We start from the raw sequence: 22,752 nt of genomic DNA on the forward strand, positions 1-22,752 counted from the left end.
GACGCTTTCCGTTCCCGCGGGTGGGGCCTCCTCAGCGGCCGAGGACCGCTTCGATCGCCTGGGCCGCGGCCTTGACGACGGTGTCGGCCTCGTCGCGGGTGAGGCAGAGAGGCGGTGCGAAGCCGAGGATGTCGCCTTGGGGCATGGCGCGGCCGATGACGCCGCGTTCCAGAAGGGCGGCGGAGACCTGCGGGCCGATCTTGCGGGCGGGGTCGAAGAAGACGCGGTCGTCCTTGTCCTCGACGAATTCGACCGCGGCCATCAATCCGTCGCCGCGGACGTCGCCGACATGCTTGTGGCCACCCACGGCCTTTGCCAGTTCGGCGCGGAAATAGGCGCCGGTGGCGCCGGCGTTCTCGACGAGGCCGAGTTCGTCGACGAGTTCGAGGTTGGCGACGCCGGCCGCCGCGCAGATCGGGTGGGCGGAATAGGTCCAGCCATGGCCGATCGCGCCTGCCGCGTCCGAGCCCTGCACGAGAACCTGCCAGACCTTGTCGGAGACGATCGAGCCGGAGAGCGGCGCATAGGCCGAGGTCAGGCCCTTGGCAATGGTGATCAGGTCGGGCTTGATGCCGTAGTGATCGGAGCCGAACATCGAGCCGAGGCGGCCGAAGCCGGTGACGACCTCGTCGGCGACGAGCAGGATATCGTAATTCTCCAGCACCGCCTGGATCTTCTGCCAGTAGCCCTTGGGCGGCGGGACGATGCCGCCGGTCCCGAGGATCGGCTCGCCGATGAAGGCGGCGATCGTTTCGGGGCCTTCGGCCAGGATCATTTCCTCCAGCTTGTCGGCGCAATATTGCGAGAACTGCTCCTCGCTCATCGAGCGGTCAGGCCGGCGGAAATAATAGGGCGCTTCGGTGTGCAGGATCGGCGCGCGCGGCAGGTCGAACAGGTTGTGGAACAGTTCGAGCCCGGTCAGCGAACCGGTCATGACGCCGGAACCGTGATAGCCGCGCCAGCGCGAGATGATCTTCTTCTTCTCCGGGCGGCCGAGGATGTTGTTGTAGTACCAGATCAGCTTGATGTTGGTCTCGTTGGCGTCGGAGCCGGAGAGGCCGAAATAGACCCGGCTCATGCCTTCCGGCGCGCGGTCGATGATCATCTTCGACAGGGTGATCGAGGCCTCGGTGCCGTGGCCGACATAGGCGTGGTAGTAGGCGAGGTTCTTCGCCTGCTCGGCAATCGCATCGGAGATCTTCCGGCGGCCGTAGCCGACATTGACGCAGTAGAGCCCGGCAAAGGCGTCGAGGCTGGTACGGCCGCTGGCATCGGTGATGTGCACGCCTTCGCCGCCGGCGATGACGCGTGTCGGCGTCTCGCCGCGGGCGTGCATGCCCATGTGGGTGGACGGATGGAAGAAGTGGTCGCGGTCCCAGGCGGTCATTTCATTGCTGTGTTCGGACATGCTGCTTTCCTTTTTAAAGTTTGGTACCGGCCCGAGAGGTGTCAGGCGGCGGTGTCGATGCAGAGATACTTGAGTTCGGTGAAGGCCTCGAGCCCGTGGCGGGAGCCTTCGCGGCCGATGCCGGACTGCTTCCAGCCGCCGAAGGGGATCGGCCCGCCGGTGATCTTGACCCGGTTGATCGCCACCATGCCGTATTCCAGCACGCGGCCGAGCCGCATCTGGCGGGCGCCGTTCTCCGTGACGACATAGGCGACGAGACCGTATTCGCTGTCGTTGGCCCGGGCGATGACCTCGGCCTCGGTGTCGAAGGCGGTGACGGCCGCGACCGGCCCGAAGGTTTCCTCGCGCATGATCAGGGCATCGTCGGGCACCTCGGTCAGCAGCGTCGGCGCGTAGAACAGCGGACCGGCCGCGTGAACCGCGCCGCCGGTGAGGCAGCGGGCGCCGCGGCCGATGGCGTCCTGGACCTGCTCGTCCACCTTTGCGACGGCGCGCGCATGCATCAGCGGCCCGATCTCGACGCCGGGCTCAAGGCCGGCGCCGACCGTCAGGGCCTCGATCCGCGCCTTGAAGGCGGCGTTGAAGGCCCCGAGCACCGGGCGCTGGACATAGATGCGGTTGGCGGCGAGGCAGTCCTGGCCGGAGGTCGCGAACTTGGCATTGACGGCGATGTCCACGGCCCGGTCGATATCCGCATCGTCGAAGACGATCAGCGGAGCGTGGCCGCCGAGTTCCATCACCAGCCGCTTCATGGTCGACGCGCACTGGCCGGCGATGATCTTGCCCACCTCGGTGGAACCAGTGAAGCTGACGGCGCGGATGCGCGGATCCTTGCACATCCGCCCGACGATCGTCGCGGCGTCGCCGGTGACGACGTTGAAGACGCCGGCCGGAAGACCGGCCCGCTCGCCGAGTTCCGCCAGCGCCAGTGCGGACAGGGGCGTCTCGGACGAGGGATGGGCGACCACCGTGCAACCGGCGGCGAGCGCTGCGGCCGCCTTGCGGGTGACCATGGCGGAGGGGAAGTTCCAGGGTGTCACGATGCCGACGACGCCGAGCGCCTCGCGGCGCACGATCATCTCGGCGCCGGGCAGGTGGCTCGTCACGCTTTCGGCATTCAGCCGCTTGCCCTCCTCGGCATACCATTCGACGAACGAGGCTGCATAGGCGATCTCGCCTTGCGATTCCGACAGCGGCTTTCCCTGCTCCAGCGTCATGATCAGCGCAAGATCGTCCCGAGTCGACAGCATCAGATCGTACCAGCGCCGCAGGATTGCCGCTCGATCCTGCGGAAGCATGGCACGCCATTCGGCGAGGGCGGCCGATGCCGCATCGATGGCGTCTCCGGTTTCGCCGGCATCCAGCGCGGAAACCCAGGCGAGCGGAACGGAGGATGCGGGATCGCGCACCTCGAAGGTGCGGTTTGCGCTGTTGGCGACCCAACGGCCGCCGACATAGGCCAGCGATTTCAGCAGATGCCTGTCCTTCAGGCGCTCGAGCGCGTCATGGCAGGCAGGTCGTGCGAATATGGCGTTCATCTCCGGCTCCTCGGGCTGTCGTTGGCGGAGAGTCTGGCAGGTTCGGCGCGAAAGATGGTCTGTTGTCGGCTGTGGCGGCAGAGGATTGGTCCAAGGGAGCAAGGCGCCGCAGAGGAATCCTCTATCGGCCGTTCGCCGGTTCCGGAGCCGGCAGCAGCGCCGTCAGGGGCAGGGCGGTTTCCTCCTTCACCGTCTTGGTGACGATGTAGGTGAAGTAGCGGGCGATGCCGATCTGCCGGTCCAGCAGGCCGTCGACCAGACGCTGGTAGGCGTCGATATCGGCGGCCATGATCTTGACGATATAATCGACCCCGCCGCCGACCGACCAGCAGGCGACGATTTCGGGGATCGCCGCGACGGCGCGTTCGAAGCGCTCGAAATCGGCCTGGCGATGGTTTTCGAGGGTGACTTCCATCATCACGCTTGCCACCGGTGCGACGCGGCGGACTGCGACGCGGGCATGATAGCCCGAAATGATGCCGGCCTTTTCGAGCTTGCGCAGGCGCATCCAGCACGGCGTGGGCGACAGGCCGACCTCTTCGGCGAGCGCCACCTTGGTGATGCGGCCGTCCCGCTGGACAGCGTCGAGGATGCGCAGGTCGATCGCGTCAAGTTTCATGCGGAGGACGGCCTCAAATCGAAATCATGGCAAAGACTATGAAAAAGCCGAGACGAATGCAATTTTGCATTGTCAAATGACCTGAATTTTATCACTGTCAAATCATGACAAATTGGCGCCCCGATCCGCTGCAGCTCCGCCGTCCGGCTTACCTCTCGCTGGCCGAGCAGATCGCCAATGCCATCCACGACGGCAAGCTTGCCGACGGCGACCGCCTGCCCACCCATCGCAAGCTCGCGGAAGATCTCGGCCTTTCGATCCAGACGGTGAGCCGCGCCTATGACGAATTGACCCGGCGCGGCATGGTCGCCGGCGAGATCGGCCGCGGCTCCTTCGTGCAGACCCGGTCGAAGGAGCCCGAGCCGCCCTATCTGCCGGAGCGGCTGGGCGAGGTAATCGACCTGTCGATCCTCAAGCCCGTCTGCGAGCAGCTCCATCTCGAGCGCATGCGCGAGGCCTTCGGCTGGCTGGCGGAAAACCTGCCGTCCAGTTCGGCGCTCTCGTTCCGCCCCAACATGGTGTTCCCGCGTCACCGGGCCGTTGCGGCGGAATGGCTGCAGCTTTGCGGGCTGGAGGTTTCCCCGCTCAATGTCAACCTCACGAATGGCGCCACGTCGGCCATGACGGTCGCCCTGATGAGCGTCGCGCCGCCCGGATCCACGGTCGCGACCGAGGCCATCAGCCATCATACGCTGGTGCCGCTCTCCACCTATCTCGGCATCCACCTCGAGGGCCTGGCGATCGATGCGGACGGGATGATCCCGGCCGCCCTGGACGCTGCCTGCCGCAAGGGGCCGATCCGGGCGGTGTTCCTCCAGCCTTCGGTCATCAATCCCAGGGCGACGCTGATGAGCGCCAGGCGCCGCGAGGAACTGGCCGCCGTCGCCGCCAGGCACGATATCGCGATCATCGAGAACGACATTCTCGGGCCGCTGGTCGAAGACCGGCCGCCGCCGCTGCAGGCCTTTGCGCCGGACCGCACGCTCTATGTCACCAGTTTCACCAAGATCACCGTTCCCGGCCTGCGCATCGGCTATCTCGTCGCGCCCGACCGCTATGTCGCAGCCGTCGCCAACCGGCACCTGGTGTCCAACTGGATGGCCACGCCGGCGATCGTCGAGGTCGCCACGCGCTGGGTCGGCAACGGCACGGCGATGGAGCTGGTGAACTGGCAGAGGCGGGCGCTGGCGCGCCGTCACGAGATCGCCGCCGAGATGCTTTCCGGGCTCGCCTATCATGCCCACCCGCAGAGCCTGCACGTCTGGCTGCCGCTCACCTGCCAGCATACGGAGGAGGGCTTCGTGGCGCAGGCGCGGCTGCGCGGCGTGGCGATCGCCCCCGGTGCCTCCTTCCACACCGCAGACCAGGGTCACGCTCCGGCCGTTCGCATCTCGCTCGGCTCCACGTCCGAGGCGGAACTGCGCACGGGGCTCGGCATCGTCGCCTCGCTGGCGCAGGGAAATCCGGAAGCGCTCCTGCTTGCTATTTGACGGTTCCGCCTGCCATTTGGGCAGGAAAGGAATAATTGTCATGATATTATTTTGACAATTGACATGATTTCATAAGCTGTTCATCGTTGGACATCGCTCGTCTCAACAGGGAGAGACATGCATGGCCTCGCCCATCATTCGCATCGACAACATCACGAAGACCTACGGGCCGCTGACGGTGCTCGACGGTCTGTCGATGAATGTCATGCCGGGCGAGAAGCTGGCGCTGATCGGGCCGTCGGGATCGGGAAAGACCACCATCCTGCGCATCCTGATGACGCTCGAGAAGATCGACGGCGGCCACATCGAGGTGGACGGCGATCAGCTCTACCACATGCCGAGGGGCGGCAGTCTGGTCCCGGCCGACGAACGGCATCTGCAAAAGATGCGCGAGAAGATTGGCATGGTCTTCCAGCACTTCAACCTGTTTCCGCACAAATGCGTGCTCGACAACATCACGCTGGCGCCGATGCTGACCAAGGGCGTGGCGAAGGCGGCGGCCGAAGACCGGGCGATGAAGCTTCTCGACATGGTGGGCATGGCCGACAAGGCGAAGAGCATGCCGGCGCAGCTGTCCGGCGGACAGAAGCAGCGCGTCGCCATCGCCCGCGCGCTCGCGCTGTCGCCGAAGATCATGCTGTTCGACGAAGTCACCTCGGCGCTCGACCCGGAACTGGTCGAGGAGGTCCTGAACGTCATGCGCAAGCTCGCCGCCGAGACCGACATGACGATGCTGCTCGTCACCCACGAGATGGGCTTCGCCCACGACTTCGCCGATCGCGTCCTGTTCTTCGACAAGGGCCGGATCGTCGAGGAGGGCAAGCCGGACGACATATTCCGAAATCCCAGGCAGGAGCGGACACAGACCTTCCTGCGCAAGATAATCGCGGCGGGGCACCGCGTCTGACCGCCGGGGCGACCCGGCAATGCCTCCGATAAAAAACGGAAAATCCAGAGGAGATAAAACGATGACATTGAAACATTTCATGACGATGGCAGCCGGCGCCACGGCTTTGATGGCAGCGTTTGCCGCAGCCCCCGCAAACGCCGACGACGCCAAGCTGGAAGAGCTGAAGGCGCAGGGCTTCGCCCGCATCGCGATCGCCAACGAGCCGCCGTTCACCGCCGTCGGCGCCGACGGCAAGGTCTCGGGTGCGGCTCCCGACGTCGCCCGCGAGGTCTTCAAGCGTCTCGGCGTTGCCGACGTCGTCGCCTCGATCTCCGAATACGGCGCCATGATCCCCGGCCTGCAGGCCGGGCGCCACGATGCCGTCACCGCCGGCCTGTTCATGAAGCCGGAGCGCTGCGCGGCCGTCGCCTACTCCGAGCCCGTCCTCTGCGATGCCGAGGCCATGCTCGTCAAGAAGGGCAACCCGAAGGGCTTCAAGAGCTATGCCGATGTCGCCAAGGACCAGTCGGCCACCATCGGCGCGCCCGGCGGCGGCACGGAAGAGAAGCTGGCGCTGGAAGCCGGCGTGCCGCGCGAGCGCGTCATCGTGGTGCCGGATGGCCAGAGCGGCCTGAAGATGCTGCAGGACGGCCGCATCGACGCCTATTCGCTGCCGGTCCTGTCGATCAACGATCTCGTGATGAAGGCCAACGACCCGAACCTCGAGGTCATAGCTCCCGTTCAGGGTGCGCCGGTCTATTGCGACGGCGCCGCCTTCAAGAAAGGCGACGAGGCGCTGCGCGATGCCTTCGACGTGGAACTCGCCAAGCTGAAGGAATCGGGCGAGTTCGCCAAGATCATCGAGCCCTACGGCTTCTCGGCGGCCGCCGCGATGTCCACCACCCGCGAGAAGCTCTGCGCTGCGCAGTGATCCTCGGACGTAGTGAAACGGGTAACCGCAGATGACGCGATCGCACCCCTCTCTGTGCAGGGCCAGGCCCCGGCCAGTCTCCCCCCTTGAGGGGGAGATGCCCGGCAGGGCGGAGGGGGGTGCGTCGCCGACTGCCTTTGCTTCCCGGTGGAGCACATCATGATCGACTGGACAGGCTATATCGGACTGATCCTGCAAGGCGCGCTGGTGACGATCGAGCTCACGCTCATGGGTTCGGCGCTGGCGCTCGTCATGGCCTTCGCCGCCGGCCTCGGCCGTCTGTCGCGCTTTGCCGCGGTCCGGGCGCTGGCCACCACCTATATCGAATTCTTCCGCGGCACCTCGATCTTCGTGCAGCTCTTCTGGGCCTATTTCGTCCTGCCCTTCGCCGGCATCACGCTGACGCCGCTGCAGGCAGGCGTGCTGGCGCTGGGGCTGAACGTCGGCGCCTATGGCGCGGAAGTGGTGCGCGGCGCGGTGCGGGCGATCGGCCGCGAGCAGCACGAGGCCTGCGTCGCCCTCAATCTCGGCCGCTACCAGCGCTTGCGCCACGTGATCCTGCCGCAGGCGCTGCCGCTGATGCTGCCGACCTTCGGCAACAACGCCATCGAGCTTCTGAAGGGAACGGCCGTGGTCTCGCTGATCTCGCTGACCGACATGACCTTCCAGGCGCAGGTGGTCAGGGCGCAGACGGGCAACACGCTGATCCCGTTCGCGACCGTCCTCGTTCTCTACTTCGCCATGGCCATGGCCATTTCGGCCGGGGTGCGCTGGCTGGAACGCCGGGCGGCGCGCGGCCTCGACGGCGTGAGGGTCTGACCATGGAATGGGACTGGGCATTCGTCTGGCAGATCATGCCGACCCTTCTCGAAGGGCTGAAGATCACCATTCTCGCCACCGTGCTCGGCGCGATCGTCGCTGCCGTCTTCGGCCTGGTGCTGGCCATCGCCCGGCGCTCGCCGAACCCGCTGATCGCGCGCCCGGTCGGATTCTTCGCCGATTTCATCCGCGGCACGCCGCTGCTCGTGCAGCTCTATTTCATCTTCTACGTGCTGCCCGATATCGGTATCCGGCTGTCGCCGCTGGTCGCCGGCGTGATCGGGCTCGGCATCCACTACGGCACCTATGCCGCCGAGGTCTATCGCGCCGGCATCGACAACGTGCCGCGCGGCCAGTGGGAAGCGGCCCGGGCCACCAATCTCAGCATCCGGCAGGCGTGGATTCATGTGGTGCTGCCGCAGGCGATCCCGCCGATGATCCCGGCGCTTGCCAACTATTTCATCGCCATGTTCAAGGAGACGCCGCTGCTGTCGGCCATCACCGTTCTCGAACTGATGAACCAGGCCAAGAGTGTCGCCAACAGCAGCTACCGCTATATCGAGCCGATGACGCTGGTCGGCGTGTTCTTCCTGGTCATCAGCCTGATCTCCGTCGTTGCGCTGCGCTTCCTGGAAGAACGCTATGCCAGGGTGGACGAGCGATGATCCCGGACGATATCTCGATCGGCACGGCAAGCCGCGCCCCGCGCCTCGACGACCGCCCGCTGGAAAAGCGGGTCGGCCTGATCATCCTGGCGACGGACCATACGACCGAGGTCGATTTCCGGCGCATGGTGGCGAGCGAGCGGGTCGGCGTCTACGTCACGCGCATTCCCTATGCGAATCCGGTGACGCCCGAGAACCTGATGAAGATGCAGCCGCAACTGACGGCGGGTGCGGCGCTGATCCTGCCGGACGAACCGCTGGACGCGGTCATGTACTCCTGCACCTCGGCCTCCGTGGTCATAGGAGACAGGCAAATCGAGGCGGCCGTGCAGGCGGCAAAGCCCGGCGTTCCCGTCGTGACGCCGACGGCGGCGTCCGTGAAGGGCCTGAAGGCCGTGGGCGCGAAGCGGATTTCGATTCTGACGCCCTATACCGTCGAGACCAGCCGGCCGATGGCGCGCTACTTCGCCGACCTCGGCTTCCGGATCGACCGCTTCACCTGCCTCGGGTTGACCGACGACCGGGAGATGGCGCGGATCTCGCACGACGAGATCGCAGCCTTCGCCGAAGAGGCGACGGCGCCGCAGTCGGATGCGCTGTTCATATCCTGCACGGCCGTTCGCGCCGCCGAGGTCGCCCCGCGCATCGAGAAGACGATTGGAAAGCCCGTGGTCAGCAGCAACCTCGCGACGGCCTGGGCATGCCTGCGCCTCTGCGGCGATGCGACAGCGCGGCCGGAGCTCGGCACTCTCATGACCAAGCCCTATCTCGAAGGTTGACCCCATGTGCGCGCAACCGGCCTCCGTCTCGATCGACGACATCCGTGCCGCATCCGCCCGCATCGCCGGGCGGGTCCTGCGCACGCCGATGGCGCCATCCGCCATCCTTCAGGAGGGGGCCGGCGCTCCCGTCCACCTCAAGCTCGAACACCATCAGACGACCGGCAGCTTCAAGCTGCGTGGCGCGACCAACGCGGTCCTGTCGCTGACGCCGGCGCAACGTGCCCGCGGCGTCGTCGCCGCCTCCACCGGCAATCACGGCCGGGCGCTGGCGCATGCGGCAAGGGCGGAAGGCGCGGTCGCCACCATCTGCATGTCGAGGCTGGTGCCGGAAAACAAGGTCGCGGAGATCCGCAGGCTCGGCGCCGAAGTCCGCATCGTCGGCAGCTCGCAGGACGAGGCGCAGGAGGAAGTCGACCGGCTGGTGGCGGAAAAGGGCATGGTCATGGTGCCGCCCTTCGACGATGCCGCCGTCATCGCCGGGCAGGGCACGCTCGGGCTCGAGCTCATCGAGCAACTGCCGCAGGTGGCCACCGTGCTCGTGCCGCTTTCGGGCGGCGGGCTCGCGGCCGGCGTGGCCGCGGCCGTCAAGGGCGCGAACCCCAAGGCAAAAGTCATCGGGCTCACCATGGAACGGGGGGCGGCGATGAAGGCGAGCCTCGATGCCGGGCATCCGGTGCAGGTGGAGGAACTGCCGAGCCTTGCGGATTCGCTCGGCGGCGGCATCGGGCTCGACAATGCCCTGACCTTCGCCATGTGCCGCGACCTGCTCGACGACGTGCTGCTGCTTCCGGAAGCGGAGATCGCCGCTGGCATGCGGCATGCCTATGCCGTGGAGCGTGAGATCGTCGAAGGGGCTGGCGCGGTCGGCATCGCGGCGCTGCTTGCCGGGCGGATCCGGTCTGCCGGGCCCATCGTCGCCATCCTGTCCGGCCGCAATGTCGACATGACCCTGCACCGCAGGATCGTCAACGGCGCGACGTCTGTCGAAGAAGAGGTGGCGGCATGAGCCGGATGATCATCCTGACCGAGGCCGACCTGAGGAAGGTCGTGACACTGGACGCCGGGGCTGTCGCCTGCGTGGAGGATGCCTTCCGGGCGCTCGCCACCAAGTCCGTCGCCATGCCGCCGATCCTGCGGCTCGACATTCCCGAACACCGCGGCGAGGTCGACGTGAAGACGGCCTATGTCCCGGGCCTCGACGGTTTCGCCATCAAGATCAGCCCCGGTTTCTTCGGCAATCCGGAGATCGGCCTGCCGAGCACCAACGGTATGATGGTGCTCCTGTCGGCCAAGACGGGCCTCGTCCAGGCGCTGCTGCTCGACAACGGCTACCTGACGGACGTGCGAACGGCCGCAGCCGGCGCCGTCGCCGCACGATACCTGTCCCGGCCGGATTCCGGCATAGCCGCGATCTTCGGCGCGGGCATGCAGGCCAGGCTGCAACTGCAGGCGCTGACGCTGGTGCGGCCGATCCGCGAGGCGCGGATCTGGGCGCGCGACGCGGCCAAGGCGGAAAAGGTCGCGGCCGAACTCACACGGACGCTTGGCATCTCTGTCGTCGCCGTGGCCGATCCGCAAGCAGCCGTCGCCGGCGCGGACATCGTCGTGACCACGACGCCGTCTGAGGCGCCGATCCTGAAGGCGGCTTGGCTGCAGCCCGGCCAGCACGTCACCGCCATGGGCTCGGACGCCGAGCACAAGAACGAGATCGAGCCGGCGGCGATCGTCAACGCTGGCCTCTATGTCGCAGACAGCCTCGGCCAGACCCGCCGCCTCGGCGAACTGCATCACGCCATCGCGGCGGGCCTCGTGGTCCCGGATGCCGCCTTCGCCGAACTCGGCCGGATCGCGGCCGGGCTGGAACAGGGGCGCCGTGACGCGGACCAGATCACCATTGCCGACCTGACCGGGACGGGCATTCAGGACACGGCCATCGCCACGCTCGCCTTTTCGCGCGCGACCTCGGCCGGTGCCGGCACGCCATTTGAAAGTTGAGACCGGCAGATGCCGGAGAATGAGGGAGAAGCATGACCCAACCGAACCTCAAATTTTCCCTTGGGGAATATGAGACGCGCCTGGCAAAGACGCGCAAGGCCATGGAGGCGAAAGGCGTCGATCTTCTGATCGTCAGCGACCCGTCGAACATGGCGTGGCTGACGGGCTACGACGGCTGGTCGTTCTACGTGCACCAGGCCGTCGTCGTGCCGCCGACCGGCGAGCCGATCTGGTACGGTCGCGGCCAGGATGCCAACGGCGCCAAGCTGACGGCCTATCTCAAGCATGAGAACATCATCGGCTACCCGGACCACTACGTGCAGTCGACCGAGCGCCATCCGATGGACTATCTCTCAGCCAGGCTGGTCGAGCGCGGTCTGGACAAGCTGACGATCGGCGTCGAGATGGACAACTACTGGTTCTCCGCCGCCGCCTTCGCGAGCCTGGTCAAGCACCTGCCGAACGCCCGCTTCGTCGATGTGACGGCGCTGGTCAACTGGCAGCGGGCGGTGAAGAGCGAGACCGAGATCAAGTATATGCGCAATGCCGCCCGTATCGTGGAAGGCATGCACCAGCGCATCTTCGACAAGATCGAGGTCGGCATGCGCAAATGCGACCTGGTGGCCGAGATCTACGACGCCGGTACGCGCGGCGTCGACGGGATCGGCGGCGACTATCCGGCGATCGTGCCGCTGCTGCCGTCGGGTGTCGACGCGTCAGCGCCGCACCTGACCTGGGACGACCGGCCGATGAAGCGCGGCGAGGGCACCTTCTTCGAGATCGCCGGCGCCTATAACCGCTACCATTGCCCGCTGTCGCGCACCGTCTTCCTCGGCAAGCCGACGCAGGAATTCCTCGATGCCGAGAAGGCGACGCTGGAAGGCATGGAGGCCGGGCTTGCCGCCGCCAAGCCGGGCAACACCTGCGAGGACATCGCCAACGGTTTCTTCGCGGTCCTCAAGAAGTACGGCATCGTCAAGGACAACCGCACCGGCTACGGCATCGGTCTCTCCTATCCGCCGGACTGGGGCGAGCGCACCATGAGCCTGCGCCCCGGCGACCGCACCGAGCTGAAACCGGGCATGACCTTCCACTTCATGACGGGTCTCTGGCTGGAAACCATGGGTCTGGAGATCACCGAGAGCATCCTGATCACCGACACCGGCGTCGAATGCCTCGCCAACGTGCCGCGCAAGCTGTTCGTCAAGGATTGAGCCTGCCATGAGCGAAACCGAACTGCGCGCCTCGCCGATCACACCCACGGTCGATTTCTCGGCCGAGGGTATCCAGCACGGCTTCCTCCGGCTGCCCTACAGCCGCGACGATTCCGCCTGGGGCTCGGTGATGATCCCGATCACGGTCGTCAAGAACGGGGAGGGGCCGACGGCCCTTCTCACCGGCGGCAATCACGGCGATGAATACGAGGGGCCGATCGCGCTGTTCGACCTCGCGCGCAGCCTAAAGGCGGAAGACGTGTCCGGGCGGGTCATCATCGTCCCCGCGATGAACTACCCGGCCTTCCTCGCCGGCACCCGCACGTCCCCGATCGACAAGGGCAACCTCAACCGCAGCTTTCCGGGCCGGCCGGACGGTACGGTGACGCAGAAGATCGCCGACTATTTCCAGCGCGAACTGCTGCCGCTGGCCGATATCGTCCTGGACTTCCACTCGGGCGGCAAGACGCTCGACTTCCTGCCCTTCTGCGCCGCGCACATCCTGCCGGACAAGACGCAGGAGCAGCGGTCCTTCGAACTGGTGCAGGCATTCTCCGCGCCCTATTCCATGAAGATGCTCGAGATCGATGCGGTCGGCATGTACGACACGGCGGCCGAGGAGATGGGCAAGGTGTTCATTACCACCGAACTCGGCGGCGGCGGCACGGCGACGGCAAGAAGTGCGGGGATCGCCAAGCGCGGCGTTATCAATGTTCTGCGGCAGGCCGGCATCGTGAACGGCAAGGCGGAGGTCGCCCCGACGCAGTGGCTCGACATGCCGGATGGCGACTGCTTCGCCTTCGCCGAGGAAGGCGGGCTGATCGAGCCGCTGGTGGACATGGGCGACACCGTGGCCCGGGGGCAGGTGGTGGCCCGCATCTATCCGACGGGCCGCACGGGTTCACCGCTCTCCGAGATCCGCGCGAAGATGGACGGCATCCTTTGCGCCCGGCATTTCCCCGGCCTCGTCAAGGCCGGCGACTGTGTTGCAGTTCTGGCGGTCACGGTCTAAAGCATGTCGCGCAAAAGTGCGCAGCGGTTTTGCGATAACGACATGCAAAAGAACTGGAATTAAAGCGCGCACGAAGGATCGCGACGCGCTTTAGTTCACGGCATTCACGCCACACGCAGACTGGACATCGCCGTGACGCAGACCGAATTCGCCGCCACGGCACCCGCAGCCCGGAACCGGCTGGCGCTGATGGCGCTGCTGGCCGGCGCGGTCGCGATCGGCGGCTCGCCGATCTTCGTCCGGCTGTCCGAGATCGGCCCGATGGCGACAGCCTTCTGGCGCGTGGCCCTCGCGCTGGTGCCGCTCTTTCTGTTCTTCCGCCTGTCGGAGAAACGTCGGGCCGCAAGGCCTGCGGGGCTGCGCGACATGATCGCGCTCGCGCTGCCGGGTGTCTTCCTCGCGGCCGATCTCGTTGCCTGGCATGCCGCGATCCATGTGACGACGGTTGCCAATGCGACGCTGCTCGCCAATCTGGCCCCTGTTTTCGTGACCGCGGTCGGCTGGCTGTTTCTCGGCGCATCGATCAGCCGTGCCTTCCTCATCGGCCTCGCCGTTGCGATCAGCGGGATCGTCATCCTGAAAGGCGGGCTGAGCGGGCTTTCGGCCGGCAATCCGTCAGGCGATGCGCTGGCGGTTCTCGCAGCCCTTTTCTATGCCGGCTACATGCTGGGCGTCGCCCGGTTGCGCGGCCGCTTCGACACCGCCCGCGTCATGCTCTGGAGTACGGCTTCGGCGGCGGTCTGCCTGCTGCCGATGGTGCTTCTGACCGAGAGCCAGTTCGCTCCCGTCACGATCTTCGGCTGGGCGATGCTGCTGGGGCTGGCGCTGATCAGCCATGCCGGCGGGCAGGTGGCGATCACCTATGCGCTCGCTTTCCTGCCGACGGCGTTTTCCTCGCTCACCCTGCTGCTCCAGCCGGTCGTCGCCGCCCTTCTCGGCGTGGTCGTGCTCGGCGAAGCCGTCGGCGTCACGCAGGCGATCGGTGGCGCCATCGTCCTGTGCGGCATTCTTTATGCACGCAGGAGTGGGTGACAATCTGATCCGTTGTCGGATTGGCCCCCGTCCTCATTCACGCCCGACTCGACTCGGCTGCGGCCAGCTGCTTCTTTGCCGTCAGGCGAGGAGGAAGCCAATGGCGTATGAGTGGGACCACAAGCAGGCGACGCGTGAACGCATATGGAAGCTGGCCTCGATGGTGGCCGGCACCCTGGTAACGGTCGGGATCCCGACGGCGATCGTCCTGGCGGCGATGGGGCAATAGCGGGCCATTCCCTCGGGTCAACGCCATCAAGTTGCCCTCAACGTCAGGCATAGACCCCCGCAATCAGGGAGGAAAAACAATGCCACAGATGATAGAAGTGTCCGCGGTGGTCGCCGGCAGCTGCGTTCCGCTGGGCCTGCTCACCGTCCGGCAGGCGCTGGACCTGCCCCATCTGACCGCGTTCAGGTTCTGCCAGGCAACAGCCGACGCCGGGCAGGAGCGGTGCCTGTCGCGCCGGGAGCTCGAGGAGCTGGTCCGGCAGTAGAGCGCACGCGTGGCGCTCCCGGCGAGCGCCACCACCATTCGGACAGGCCGGGCGGCGGCAGCCGTCTCGACCGCCCGTATCCGGTCAGGCGCCGCACGTGCGCCCGCCACAGCTTCGCGCCCCGTGCGCGCCATCCCTCTTGATCTAGAACAAGGACATCCCGGGCGCTTGCCCCTATCTTCGCCTCATCTTGAGTGAGAGAGGCGAAGTCCATGGGTTCTTTCAGTATCTGGCACTGGCTGATCGTTCTCGCCGTCGTGCTGCTCCTGTTCGGGCGCGGCAAGATCCCGGAACTCATGGGCGATGTCGCCAAGGGCATCCGCGATTTCAGGAAGGGCCTTAAGGACGACGATGCCGCGGCGTGACAGCTCGCGCCCGGGGATCGTTCGCAGGCGAGGACGGCAACGGCCACATTCTTTCGAAGCTGAAATAAAAAGTGAACCGAATCAGGCGTATCCTCTTTGGACCATCGGACTGGCAATCCTGCAAATCGAGGATACCATTAGTCATTCTGGGAGGTGTTGCGATCGGCGTCGCGCCGAAGGCAACGAAAATGGCGTGTCAGGCGCCCCCGACCCCCGGCCGCGGTCACGCAATGTGGTCCGTAGCCGGGTTGGTTGCAGTCAGGAGAGGTGAGGACGTGTCTGATCTGTCTACCGAGCACCCTGTCCCCGAGAAGCGCTCGCGGCGTCGTGCCGAGCTGATCGCGTTCTTCGTGCTGGCTTTCGGCATCTGGCCGCTGGTCGCCGTCGCCATCGTCGGCGGATACGGCTTCCTCGTCTGGATGTTCCAGATCATCTACGGCCCGCCCGGGCCGCTCGGTCATTGAGGCGTCGACATGCAGACGGCTTCGCTCTCACGGCGTGAACTCCTGCTTGGCCGGCCGACGGCACGGGCCGCCATCCTCTGTCCGCCCGGCGCCACGATCGCAAGCCTCGAGGCCGCCTGCACCGGCTGCGGGCTTTGCGCGGAGCGATGTCCCACCGGCATCATCGCGCTTGTCGACGGCGTTCCGTCGATCGATTTCGCCCTTGGCGAATGCACTTTCTGCGGGCAATGCAGTGCCGCCTGTCCCGAGCCGGTCTTTGCGGCCGAACAGACGACGCGCTTTCCGCACGTCGCCGCCATCGGCGACGCGTGCCTTGCCCGGCGCGGCGTCTCCTGTCTCTCCTGCGGCGAGAGCTGTCCCGAGCAGGCGATCCGCTTTCGCCCGCGCATCGGCGGACCGTTCGAACCGGAGCTGAGCGCCGATCAGTGCAGCGGTTGCGGCGCCTGCCTCTCCGTGTGCCCGGTCGATGCGATCGGCCTTGCGTCGCGCGAGGCCGATCTTGGCGAGAGGGAGGCTGCCGATGCCTGAGCGGCCGCAACGCCATCATATTTCGAGCGCCGTGATCGCGACGATGCCCGCCCGCACCGCGGCGGTCCTCGCCGAGATCGCGAAGATGGAGAATGTGGAAGTCCACGGCGAAGGCGGCGGTAAGATCGTCGTCGTGATCGAGGGTGCGTCCACCGGCATGCTCGGGGAATGTTTGACGCGCATGTCGCTCCTGGACGGAGTGATCTCTGCAAACATGGTTTTCGAGCACGTCGAGACAGAGGAGACTGGAAGCGATGACCGGAACACTGACGCGGCGTGACATCCTGAAGGCCCATGCCGCCGGCATTGCCGCGGCCACGGCCGGCGTCGCGCTTCCCGCAGCCGCCCAGCCGGTGCCGGGCGGGGTGGAGGCGCTGGAGATAAAATGGTCGAAGGCACCGTGCCGGTTCTGCGGCACCGGTTGCGGCGTCATGGTCGGCGTCAAGGAAGGCCAGGTGGTCGCGACCCATGGCGACATGCAGGCCGAGGTCAACCGCGGGCTGAACTGCATCAAGGGCTATTTCCTCTCCAAGATCATGTATGGCGAGGATCGGCTGCAGACGCCGCTTCTGCGCAAGCGCAACGGCGCCTACGCCAAGGACGGCGAGTTCGAGCCGGTCAGCTGGGACGAGGCCTTCGACGTCATGGCCGAGCAGTGCAAGAAGGTGCTGAAGGAGAAGGGGCCGACCGCCGTCGGCATGTTCGGATCCGGCCAGTGGACCATCTTCGAGGGCTATGCGGCGACCAAGCTGATGCGGGCGGGCTTCCGCTCCAACAACCTCGATCCGAACGCGCGCCATTGCATGGCGTCCGCGGCCTACGCCTTCATGCGCACCTTCGGCATGGACGAGCCGATGGGCTGTTACGACGATTTCGAACATGCGGACGCCTTCGTGCTCTGGGGCTCGAACATGGCGGAGATGCATCCGATCCTGTGGACCCGCGTTGCCGACCGCCGCCTCGGCCATCCGCATGTGCGGGTCGCGGTGCTGTCGACCTTCACCCACCGCAGCATGGACCTGGCCGACATCCCGATGGTGTTCAAGCCGGGAACCGACCTGGTCATCCTCAACTACATCGCCAACCACATCATCCAGACGGGGCGGGTGAACGAGGATTTCGTCCGCCAGCACGCAAAGTTTGCCCGCGGCGCCACCGACATCGGCTACGGCCTGCGGCCGGACGATCCGTTGGAGACGAAGGCTGCCAATTCTGCCGATCCGACAAAGACCGAACCGATCGACTTCGAGGCTTTCAAGGAATTCGTCTCCGAGTACACGCTGAAAAAGACGGCGGAAATGACCGGCGTCGATCCCGGTTTCCTCGAACAACTGGCCGAACTCTATGCCGATCCGGATCGCAAGGTCATGTCGCTCTGGACCATGGGGTTCAACCAGCATGTCCGCGGCGTCTGGGCCAACCAGATGGTCTATAACCTCCATCTCCTGACCGGAAAGATCTCCGAGCCCGGCAACAGCCCGTTCTCGCTGACCGGGCAGCCGTCGGCCTGCGGCACGGCGCGCGAGGTCGGCACCTTCGCCCACCGCCTGCCGGCGGACATGACGGTGACCAATCCCGAGCACCGCAAGCACGCCGAGGAGATCTGGCGCATCCCGCACGGCATCATCCCGGAGAAGCCGGGCTATCATGCGGTCCAGCAGGACCGGATGCTGAAGGACGGCAAGCTCAATTTCTACTGGGTGCAGGTGAACAACAACGTCCAGGCGGGCCCCAATACCGCCAACGAGACCTGGCAGGGCTACCGCAATCCGGACAACTTCATCGTCGTCTCCGATGCCTATCCGACGATCACCGCGATGAGCGCCGACCTGATCCTGCCGGCCGCCATGTGGGTGGAGAAGGAGGGCGCCTATGGCAATGCCGAGCGCCGCACCCATGTCTGGCACCAACTCGTCCAGGCCAAGGGCGAGGCGCGGTCCGACCTGTGGCAGATGGTGGAGTTCTCCAAGCGGTTCACGACCGACGAGGTCTGGCCCGCCGAAACCCTGGAGGCAAACCCGCAATACCGCGGCAAGACGCTCTATGAGGTGCTGTTCAAGAACGGCGAGGTGGATCGCTTCCCGCTCAGCGAGGTGAATGCGGAGTACGACAACAACGAGGCCGAGGCCTTCGGCTTCTACATCCAGAAGGGCCTGTTCGAGGAATACGCCGCCTTCGGGCGCGGCCATGGCCACGACCTCGGGCCCTACGACCTGTATCACGAGGTGCGCGGACTGCGCTGGCCCGTGGTCGACGGCAAGGAGACCCTGTGGCGCTACCGCGAGGGCTACGATCCCTACGTCAAGCCGGGCGAGGGCGTGAAGTTCTACGGCCAGAAGGACGGCAAGGCGGTCATCCTCGCCGTGCCCTACGAGCCGCCGGCAGAGGCGCCGGATGAGGAGTTCGATGTCTGGCTCGTGACCGGGCGGGTGCTGGAGCACTGGCATTCCGGCTCGATGACGATGCGCGTGCCGGAACTGTACAAGGCGTTCCCCGGCGCCCGCGTCTTCATGAATGCCGACGATGCCCGCAAGCGCGGCATCAACCAGGGCTCGGAAGTGCGCATCGTGTCGCGCCGCGGCGAGATCCGCTCCCGCGTCGAGACACGCGGCCGCAACCGCATGCCGCCGGGCGTCGTCTTCGTCCCCTGGTTCGACGCGAGCCAGTTGATCAACAAGGTCACCCTCGACGCCACCGATCCCATTTCCAAACAGACGGATTTCAAAAAATGCGCGGTCAAGATTCTTCCCGTCGCCGTCTGAGGCGGCCCGAATGGACGGCAATCGCAGCGGGGCTCCTGCTTTTCGTCGCGACGGCCGCGATTGCCCAGGTGGTGACGAAGACCCCGCCGCAGCTGGAGGGGCCGACGCCCTCGATGGCGACCGAAGCGGCACCGCCCCTGCCGAAATGGGTGGTCGACGATCAGCGCAAGATGCGCGCCTATCCCGACCAGCCGCCGATCATTCCGCATTCGATCGAGGGCTACGAGCTTTCGGTCAACGCCAACCGCTGCCTGTCCTGCCACAAGCGGGAGTTCACCCAGGATTCCGGCGCGCCGATGATCAGCGTCACCCACTACATGACCCGTGAAGGCCAGATGCTCGCCGACGTTTCGCCGCGGCGCTACTTCTGCACCGCCTGCCACGTGCCGCAGGCGGATACGCGCCCCCTGGTGCCCAACGGCTTCAGGGACATGAGCGAGATGGGCGTTAAGCCCGCCGGAAGCGAGTGACGCCATGATCAAATGGATAAAGGGCGTCATCCTCTGGGCCTGGAAGATCATCGCCACCCCGGCCGGCACGCTGGGGCTCGGCTTCCTCACCCTTGGCGGCTTCGTCGGCGGCGTGATGTTCTGGGGCGCGTTCAACACGGCGCTGGAACTGACCAACACCGAGCAGTTCTGCACCTCCTGCCACGAGATGCGCGACAACGTCTATCAGGAGTTGACGCGAACGATCCATTTCTCCAACCGCTCCGGCGTGCGCGCCTCCTGCCCGGATTGCCACGTTCCCCACCAGTGGACCGACAAGATCGCCCGCAAGATGCAGGCGTCGAAGGAGGTGTGGGGCAAGATCTTCGGCACCATCAACACACGGCCGAAATTTCTGGCACACCGGCTGGAGTTGGCGCAGCACGAATGGGCGCGCCTGAAGGCCAACGACAGCCTCGAATGCCGCAATTGCCATTCGTCGGTGGCCATGGACCTGCAGAAGCAGACGCAGCGGGCGGCCGAGATCCACACGCGCTACCTGCTTCCCGGCAAGGCGACCTGCATCGATTGCCACAAGGGCATCGCGCATGAACTGCCCAACATGCAGGGTGTCGATCCCGGCTGGAAGATGCCCGCGGAACTGGAAGGCAACCGGGCGTCGAACATGACTCCGATCGACGACCTCAGCCGCGCCATCAACGAACTGCACGCAGAGGCCTTCTGACGAAGGCGCCTCCCGTGCTTGCGGGGCCGAACAGACCAGAAGAAAGGGCGAGACCGCGCCAACGGTCCCGCCCTTCCTCGATTGCAGGCCCGATGGCCGGCCTCAGCTTGCCATCCTGTCGGGTGTCCAGGGCGGGTCGTAGGTCAGGGTGACGTCGACGTCGCGGGCGCCTTCGACCCCTGCGGCGCAATCCCGCACCGCGTCGGTCAGGAATGCGGCCGCCGGGCAGCCGCGCGTCGTGGTCGTCATCGCGATGGCGACCGTTCCGTCGTCGTCGCAGTCGATCGAATAGATCAGGCCCATATCCACGACGTTCTTTCCCAATTCGGGATCGATGACGATTGTCAGCGCTTCGCGGATGCGCCGGGCGAGGGCGTCGTTCGACATCTACTTTGCCTTCCCGACGCGGATCATGATCCGATAGGTCGTCCGCGCCTCGTCGAAGTTGCCGACCCATTGATGGCCGCGCTTGGCAAGCTCCGGAAAGAGCAGCAGCGGCTCGCGCGAGAGCAGGGCGAAGATGACCTCGCCCTCGTCCAGCTTCTCGGCTTCCGAGAGGATCCGCACCATCGGTTCGGGCGGCAGAAGATCGGTGAGGTCGAGCTCCACGACGGGATCCGCCCAGAGCTCGGGCTCGCCGGCATCCGTGGAGAGCTGGACTTCGGGCAGGGCCTTGGGCGTGAAGCGGATCTCGAAATCCCCGCCCTCCGTCTCGATCACCTCGTGGTCGAACCCCCTGTTGGACATCACGCCGTAGAGCGGCTGGGGACGGAAGGGGGCGAGAAGCTTGAGACCCTGTCCGGGGCGCAAGGCATCCACGGCGCTCATGATGGCCTGGAAGGGCTCGCCGCCGTTTTCCAGCATCGGACGGACGTCCAGTTCCGCAAAATCTTCGTTCATTTTTATCTCCGGTGCGTGAGGAAGAGATGAGGGGGCAATACGCCCGAAGGCAGCCGTATGTCAGGCGGCGCGCAGGAGAGCCGGCGGGCCCTGACGAACTCCGCGATCAGCCCGAGCGTCGCCAGTATCTGCAGAACGCCGGCCGCCGTAAACACCTGACGATCGTGGAGGAACAGCGCCAGCGCGCAAACGCCGACCGTCACGATGTAGAGACCGAACCACCAGATCGCCCGGCGCTCGTCGACGAGGTCCTGCACGCGGGGAACGGCGGTCTTGCCGAGCACCGGCCCGTAGCATTCGAGCCAGGTCAGGAAGGGGATGATCTTGTAGAGCTGTCCGAGGCCCAGGCAGGTCAGCCACCCCATGCCCGTGAGCCAGACCAGGATTGCGGCGTTGTCTGCGAGCGTTCCTGTGAGCAAGGATGCCGTGAACAGAACGACCGAGACCATCAGGAAGACCACGGCTGCGATGCTCAGGAGCGTGTTCAGCTCGGCCGTCTTGCGCCGGCGCTGGCGAAAGATGGCCACGACGTCGAATGCGTAGAGGCCGAGGCCGACGAAGCCGATGACGCTCGCCCCGGCGACGGGCCAGACGCCGTCGATCCCGATGGCCGTCATCGCGATCTGCACGGCAAGCAGCAGGATCGCCGCGATGCCGGCGACGAGCACGATCCGCGACGTGCCGCGGTCGTGCTCCGGCGACAGCAGGAACATCGACAGCAGCCGGTAGGATACGCCGATCGCGGTGATCGTCATCCAGCCGAACAGTCCCATCGTCGCATGCAGCCCGACGCCGCCGGCCAGGAGGTTGAGCGCGTGGATCTCCTCCACGAACCCCGACAGGCCCAGGGTGAAGCACAGCCCCAGTGCCACGGTCAGCCCCATGGCGACGAGCCCGGTCAGGACGAAGCGGCCGGGAAGCGCCAGCGGCCGCGCCGACCATATCGTGGCGGCGAGGCTCGCAGCCAGCGCGGCAAAGCCGAGGGCAAGCAGGACACCGCCGACGGGCAGGGCGAGGGGCGGGACGGGCAGGCGGCCGCTGAGGCCGAGGAACCCCGAAAGCAGGACCAGCAGCCCGCAGACGATCAGGATCAGCGCCGGCAGCGCCAGGTACGGCGCCTTCAACGGCTTGGCCACCAGGACGGGGACAAACTGCAGAAGCGCGCCGGAAAAGAGGAGCCCGAGCCATCCGATTGCGAGCGTGTGGACGATCACCAGCGTCTCGGGCGCCTCGACCGCCAGCACCGGATAGCCGAAGCCCGCCGCCAGCAGGACCTCACCGCAAAGCAGGAACACCAGCGCTGCGGCGAAGTAGGACATCGTCCATCTGGAAAGCGTGGCACCAGGCATCGTCATCACCTCGGCAGGGCAGGGTCTCTTTCGTTCAGTGACCGCAGCAGCAGTCGCAACCCGAACTGTCGTGCCTCCTGATCGAAACCCGCCAGACGGCCGGGCCCTGCTCGAGATAGGTCCACTCGAACTGCTCGGGATAGCGGGTCTCTATCTGGTAGTGCAGCGGCCGCGGGTCGTGATCGCTGGCGACGTGCATCATGCCGCCGGGCGCAAGCGCGGTCAGTATCCCGAAGATCCTCGGATGGCGCTCCGGCGGAGCAATCGTCCTGACATCGATCAGCGGTATGTTCTCGGAATTCGACATGTTGTTTTCCATCGGC

The 22,752-nt window shown here is 66.0% G+C and carries 27 protein-coding genes; 20 read left to right on the plus strand and 7 right to left on the minus strand.

The window, feature by feature from the left end; all coding sequences use genetic code 11:
* Positions 1 to 31: 31 nt before the first annotated feature.
* The 3 genes from OCK02_RS03410 to OCK02_RS03420 form a co-directional block, all read right to left on the minus strand.
* Positions 32 to 1,408, minus strand: coding sequence for an aspartate aminotransferase family protein (locus OCK02_RS03410; protein WP_263812055.1), 1,377 nt, complete (start codon positions 1,406 to 1,408; stop codon positions 32 to 34).
* Positions 1,409 to 1,449: 41 nt separating this feature from the next.
* Complete coding sequence (locus OCK02_RS03415) at positions 1,450 to 2,946, minus strand: NAD-dependent succinate-semialdehyde dehydrogenase (RefSeq protein WP_263812056.1); 1,497 nt, start codon at positions 2,944 to 2,946, stop codon at positions 1,450 to 1,452.
* Between the two features lie 121 nt (positions 2,947 to 3,067).
* Positions 3,068 to 3,565, minus strand: coding sequence for an Lrp/AsnC family transcriptional regulator (locus OCK02_RS03420; RefSeq protein WP_263812057.1), 498 nt, complete (start codon positions 3,563 to 3,565; stop codon positions 3,068 to 3,070).
* Positions 3,566 to 3,669: 104 nt separating this feature from the next.
* Here OCK02_RS03420 and OCK02_RS03425 point away from each other — a divergent pair, with 104 nt between their 5' ends.
* The 20 genes from OCK02_RS03425 to OCK02_RS03520 all read left to right on the plus strand — a co-directional run bounded on the left by OCK02_RS03425 (position 3,670) and on the right by OCK02_RS03520 (position 20,180).
* The gene (locus OCK02_RS03425) at positions 3,670 to 5,055 is read left to right on the plus strand and encodes a PLP-dependent aminotransferase family protein (RefSeq protein WP_263812058.1); all 1,386 of its coding nucleotides are present in this window, start codon (positions 3,670 to 3,672) and stop codon (positions 5,053 to 5,055) included.
* A gap of 121 nt (positions 5,056 to 5,176) precedes the next feature.
* On the plus strand, positions 5,177 to 5,962 hold the full coding sequence (ehuA, locus tag OCK02_RS03430; protein ID WP_230802708.1) for an ectoine/hydroxyectoine ABC transporter ATP-binding protein EhuA: 786 nt from the start codon (positions 5,177 to 5,179) through the stop codon (positions 5,960 to 5,962).
* Between the two features lie 61 nt (positions 5,963 to 6,023).
* Positions 6,024 to 6,875 (plus strand): ectoine/hydroxyectoine ABC transporter substrate-binding protein EhuB, encoded by an 852-nt coding sequence (gene ehuB / locus OCK02_RS03435; protein WP_263812059.1) that lies wholly within the window; start codon positions 6,024 to 6,026, stop codon positions 6,873 to 6,875.
* 159 nt (positions 6,876 to 7,034) lie between these two features.
* Positions 7,035 to 7,694: an ectoine/hydroxyectoine ABC transporter permease subunit EhuC gene (gene ehuC / locus OCK02_RS03440; protein ID WP_230802710.1), complete on the plus strand. Its 660-nt coding sequence runs from the start codon at positions 7,035 to 7,037 to the stop codon at positions 7,692 to 7,694.
* Positions 7,695 to 7,696: 2 nt separating this feature from the next.
* The gene (gene ehuD / locus OCK02_RS03445) at positions 7,697 to 8,359 is read left to right on the plus strand and encodes an ectoine/hydroxyectoine ABC transporter permease subunit EhuD (RefSeq protein WP_230802711.1); all 663 of its coding nucleotides are present in this window, start codon (positions 7,697 to 7,699) and stop codon (positions 8,357 to 8,359) included.
* Positions 8,356 to 9,138: an ectoine utilization protein EutA gene (gene eutA, locus OCK02_RS03450; RefSeq protein ID WP_263812060.1), complete on the plus strand. Its 783-nt coding sequence runs from the start codon at positions 8,356 to 8,358 to the stop codon at positions 9,136 to 9,138. The genes ehuD and eutA overlap by 4 nt, the downstream gene beginning before the upstream one ends.
* A gap of 4 nt (positions 9,139 to 9,142) precedes the next feature.
* Entirely contained in the window at positions 9,143 to 10,147 is a 1,005-nt protein-coding gene (gene eutB, locus OCK02_RS03455; protein WP_263812061.1) for a hydroxyectoine utilization dehydratase EutB, read from the plus strand.
* On the plus strand, positions 10,144 to 11,136 hold the full coding sequence (gene eutC, locus OCK02_RS03460; RefSeq protein ID WP_263812062.1) for an ectoine utilization protein EutC: 993 nt from the start codon (positions 10,144 to 10,146) through the stop codon (positions 11,134 to 11,136). The genes eutB and eutC overlap by 4 nt, the downstream gene beginning before the upstream one ends.
* Positions 11,137 to 11,168: 32 nt before the next feature.
* Positions 11,169 to 12,350 carry an ectoine hydrolase DoeA gene (gene doeA / locus OCK02_RS03465; protein ID WP_263812063.1) on the plus strand — a complete coding sequence of 394 codons (1,182 nt, stop codon included), beginning with the start codon at positions 11,169 to 11,171 and terminating at the stop codon, positions 12,348 to 12,350.
* Positions 12,351 to 12,357: 7 nt separating this feature from the next.
* Entirely contained in the window at positions 12,358 to 13,362 is a 1,005-nt protein-coding gene (gene doeB / locus OCK02_RS03470; protein WP_263812064.1) for a N(2)-acetyl-L-2,4-diaminobutanoate deacetylase DoeB, read from the plus strand.
* A gap of 132 nt (positions 13,363 to 13,494) precedes the next feature.
* Entirely contained in the window at positions 13,495 to 14,394 is a 900-nt protein-coding gene (locus OCK02_RS03475; protein WP_412178763.1) for a DMT family transporter, read from the plus strand.
* A 100-nt stretch (positions 14,395 to 14,494) separates the two neighbouring features.
* Entirely contained in the window at positions 14,495 to 14,623 is a 129-nt protein-coding gene (locus OCK02_RS03480) for a hypothetical protein (RefSeq protein ID WP_263812065.1), read from the plus strand.
* A gap of 79 nt (positions 14,624 to 14,702) precedes the next feature.
* A complete protein-coding gene (locus OCK02_RS03485) occupies positions 14,703 to 14,888 on the plus strand; it encodes a hypothetical protein (protein WP_263812066.1) in 186 nt (61 codons plus the stop codon).
* Positions 14,889 to 15,100: 212 nt separating this feature from the next.
* Positions 15,101 to 15,253 (plus strand): twin-arginine translocase TatA/TatE family subunit, encoded by a 153-nt coding sequence (locus OCK02_RS03490; RefSeq protein ID WP_183799448.1) that lies wholly within the window; start codon positions 15,101 to 15,103, stop codon positions 15,251 to 15,253.
* A gap of 284 nt (positions 15,254 to 15,537) precedes the next feature.
* Positions 15,538 to 15,717: a periplasmic nitrate reductase, NapE protein gene (napE, locus tag OCK02_RS03495; protein ID WP_263812219.1), complete on the plus strand. Its 180-nt coding sequence runs from the start codon at positions 15,538 to 15,540 to the stop codon at positions 15,715 to 15,717.
* Positions 15,718 to 15,726: 9 nt separating this feature from the next.
* Positions 15,727 to 16,245: a ferredoxin-type protein NapF gene (locus OCK02_RS03500; protein WP_263812067.1), complete on the plus strand. Its 519-nt coding sequence runs from the start codon at positions 15,727 to 15,729 to the stop codon at positions 16,243 to 16,245.
* Entirely contained in the window at positions 16,238 to 16,525 is a 288-nt protein-coding gene (locus OCK02_RS03505) for a chaperone NapD (RefSeq protein WP_263812068.1), read from the plus strand. The genes OCK02_RS03500 and OCK02_RS03505 overlap by 8 nt, the downstream gene beginning before the upstream one ends.
* Positions 16,500 to 19,007 (plus strand): periplasmic nitrate reductase subunit alpha, encoded by a 2,508-nt coding sequence (gene napA / locus OCK02_RS03510; protein WP_230802720.1) that lies wholly within the window; start codon positions 16,500 to 16,502, stop codon positions 19,005 to 19,007. Before OCK02_RS03505 ends, napA begins: the two co-directional genes overlap by 26 nt.
* A complete protein-coding gene (locus OCK02_RS03515) occupies positions 18,974 to 19,477 on the plus strand; it encodes a nitrate reductase cytochrome c-type subunit (protein ID WP_263812069.1) in 504 nt (167 codons plus the stop codon). The genes napA and OCK02_RS03515 overlap by 34 nt, the downstream gene beginning before the upstream one ends.
* Positions 19,478 to 19,484: 7 nt before the next feature.
* A complete protein-coding gene (locus tag OCK02_RS03520; RefSeq protein ID WP_318530115.1) occupies positions 19,485 to 20,180 on the plus strand; it encodes a NapC/NirT family cytochrome c in 696 nt (231 codons plus the stop codon).
* A gap of 102 nt (positions 20,181 to 20,282) precedes the next feature.
* On the opposite strand, the gene OCK02_RS03525 is transcribed toward OCK02_RS03520, so the two are convergent.
* The 4 genes from OCK02_RS03525 to OCK02_RS03540 are packed head-to-tail and all read right to left on the minus strand — an operon-like array spanning position 20,283 to position 22,736.
* Positions 20,283 to 20,567, minus strand: coding sequence for a metal-sulfur cluster assembly factor (locus OCK02_RS03525; protein WP_263812071.1), 285 nt, complete (start codon positions 20,565 to 20,567; stop codon positions 20,283 to 20,285).
* Positions 20,568 to 21,080, minus strand: a complete 513-nt coding sequence (locus OCK02_RS03530; protein WP_263812072.1) for a DUF2249 domain-containing protein — start codon at positions 21,078 to 21,080, stop codon at positions 20,568 to 20,570. It lies immediately after the preceding gene.
* A 2-nt stretch (positions 21,081 to 21,082) separates the two neighbouring features.
* The gene (locus tag OCK02_RS03535) at positions 21,083 to 22,429 is read right to left on the minus strand and encodes a hypothetical protein (RefSeq protein WP_263812073.1); all 1,347 of its coding nucleotides are present in this window, start codon (positions 22,427 to 22,429) and stop codon (positions 21,083 to 21,085) included.
* A gap of 34 nt (positions 22,430 to 22,463) precedes the next feature.
* A complete protein-coding gene (locus tag OCK02_RS03540; protein ID WP_263812074.1) occupies positions 22,464 to 22,736 on the minus strand; it encodes a DUF2249 domain-containing protein in 273 nt (90 codons plus the stop codon).
* Between the last annotated feature and the right edge of the window lie 16 nt (positions 22,737 to 22,752).

Source organism: Rhizobium sp. TRM96647, from assembly GCF_025780115.1.
Taxonomy (GTDB): domain Bacteria; phylum Pseudomonadota; class Alphaproteobacteria; order Rhizobiales; family Rhizobiaceae; genus Mycoplana.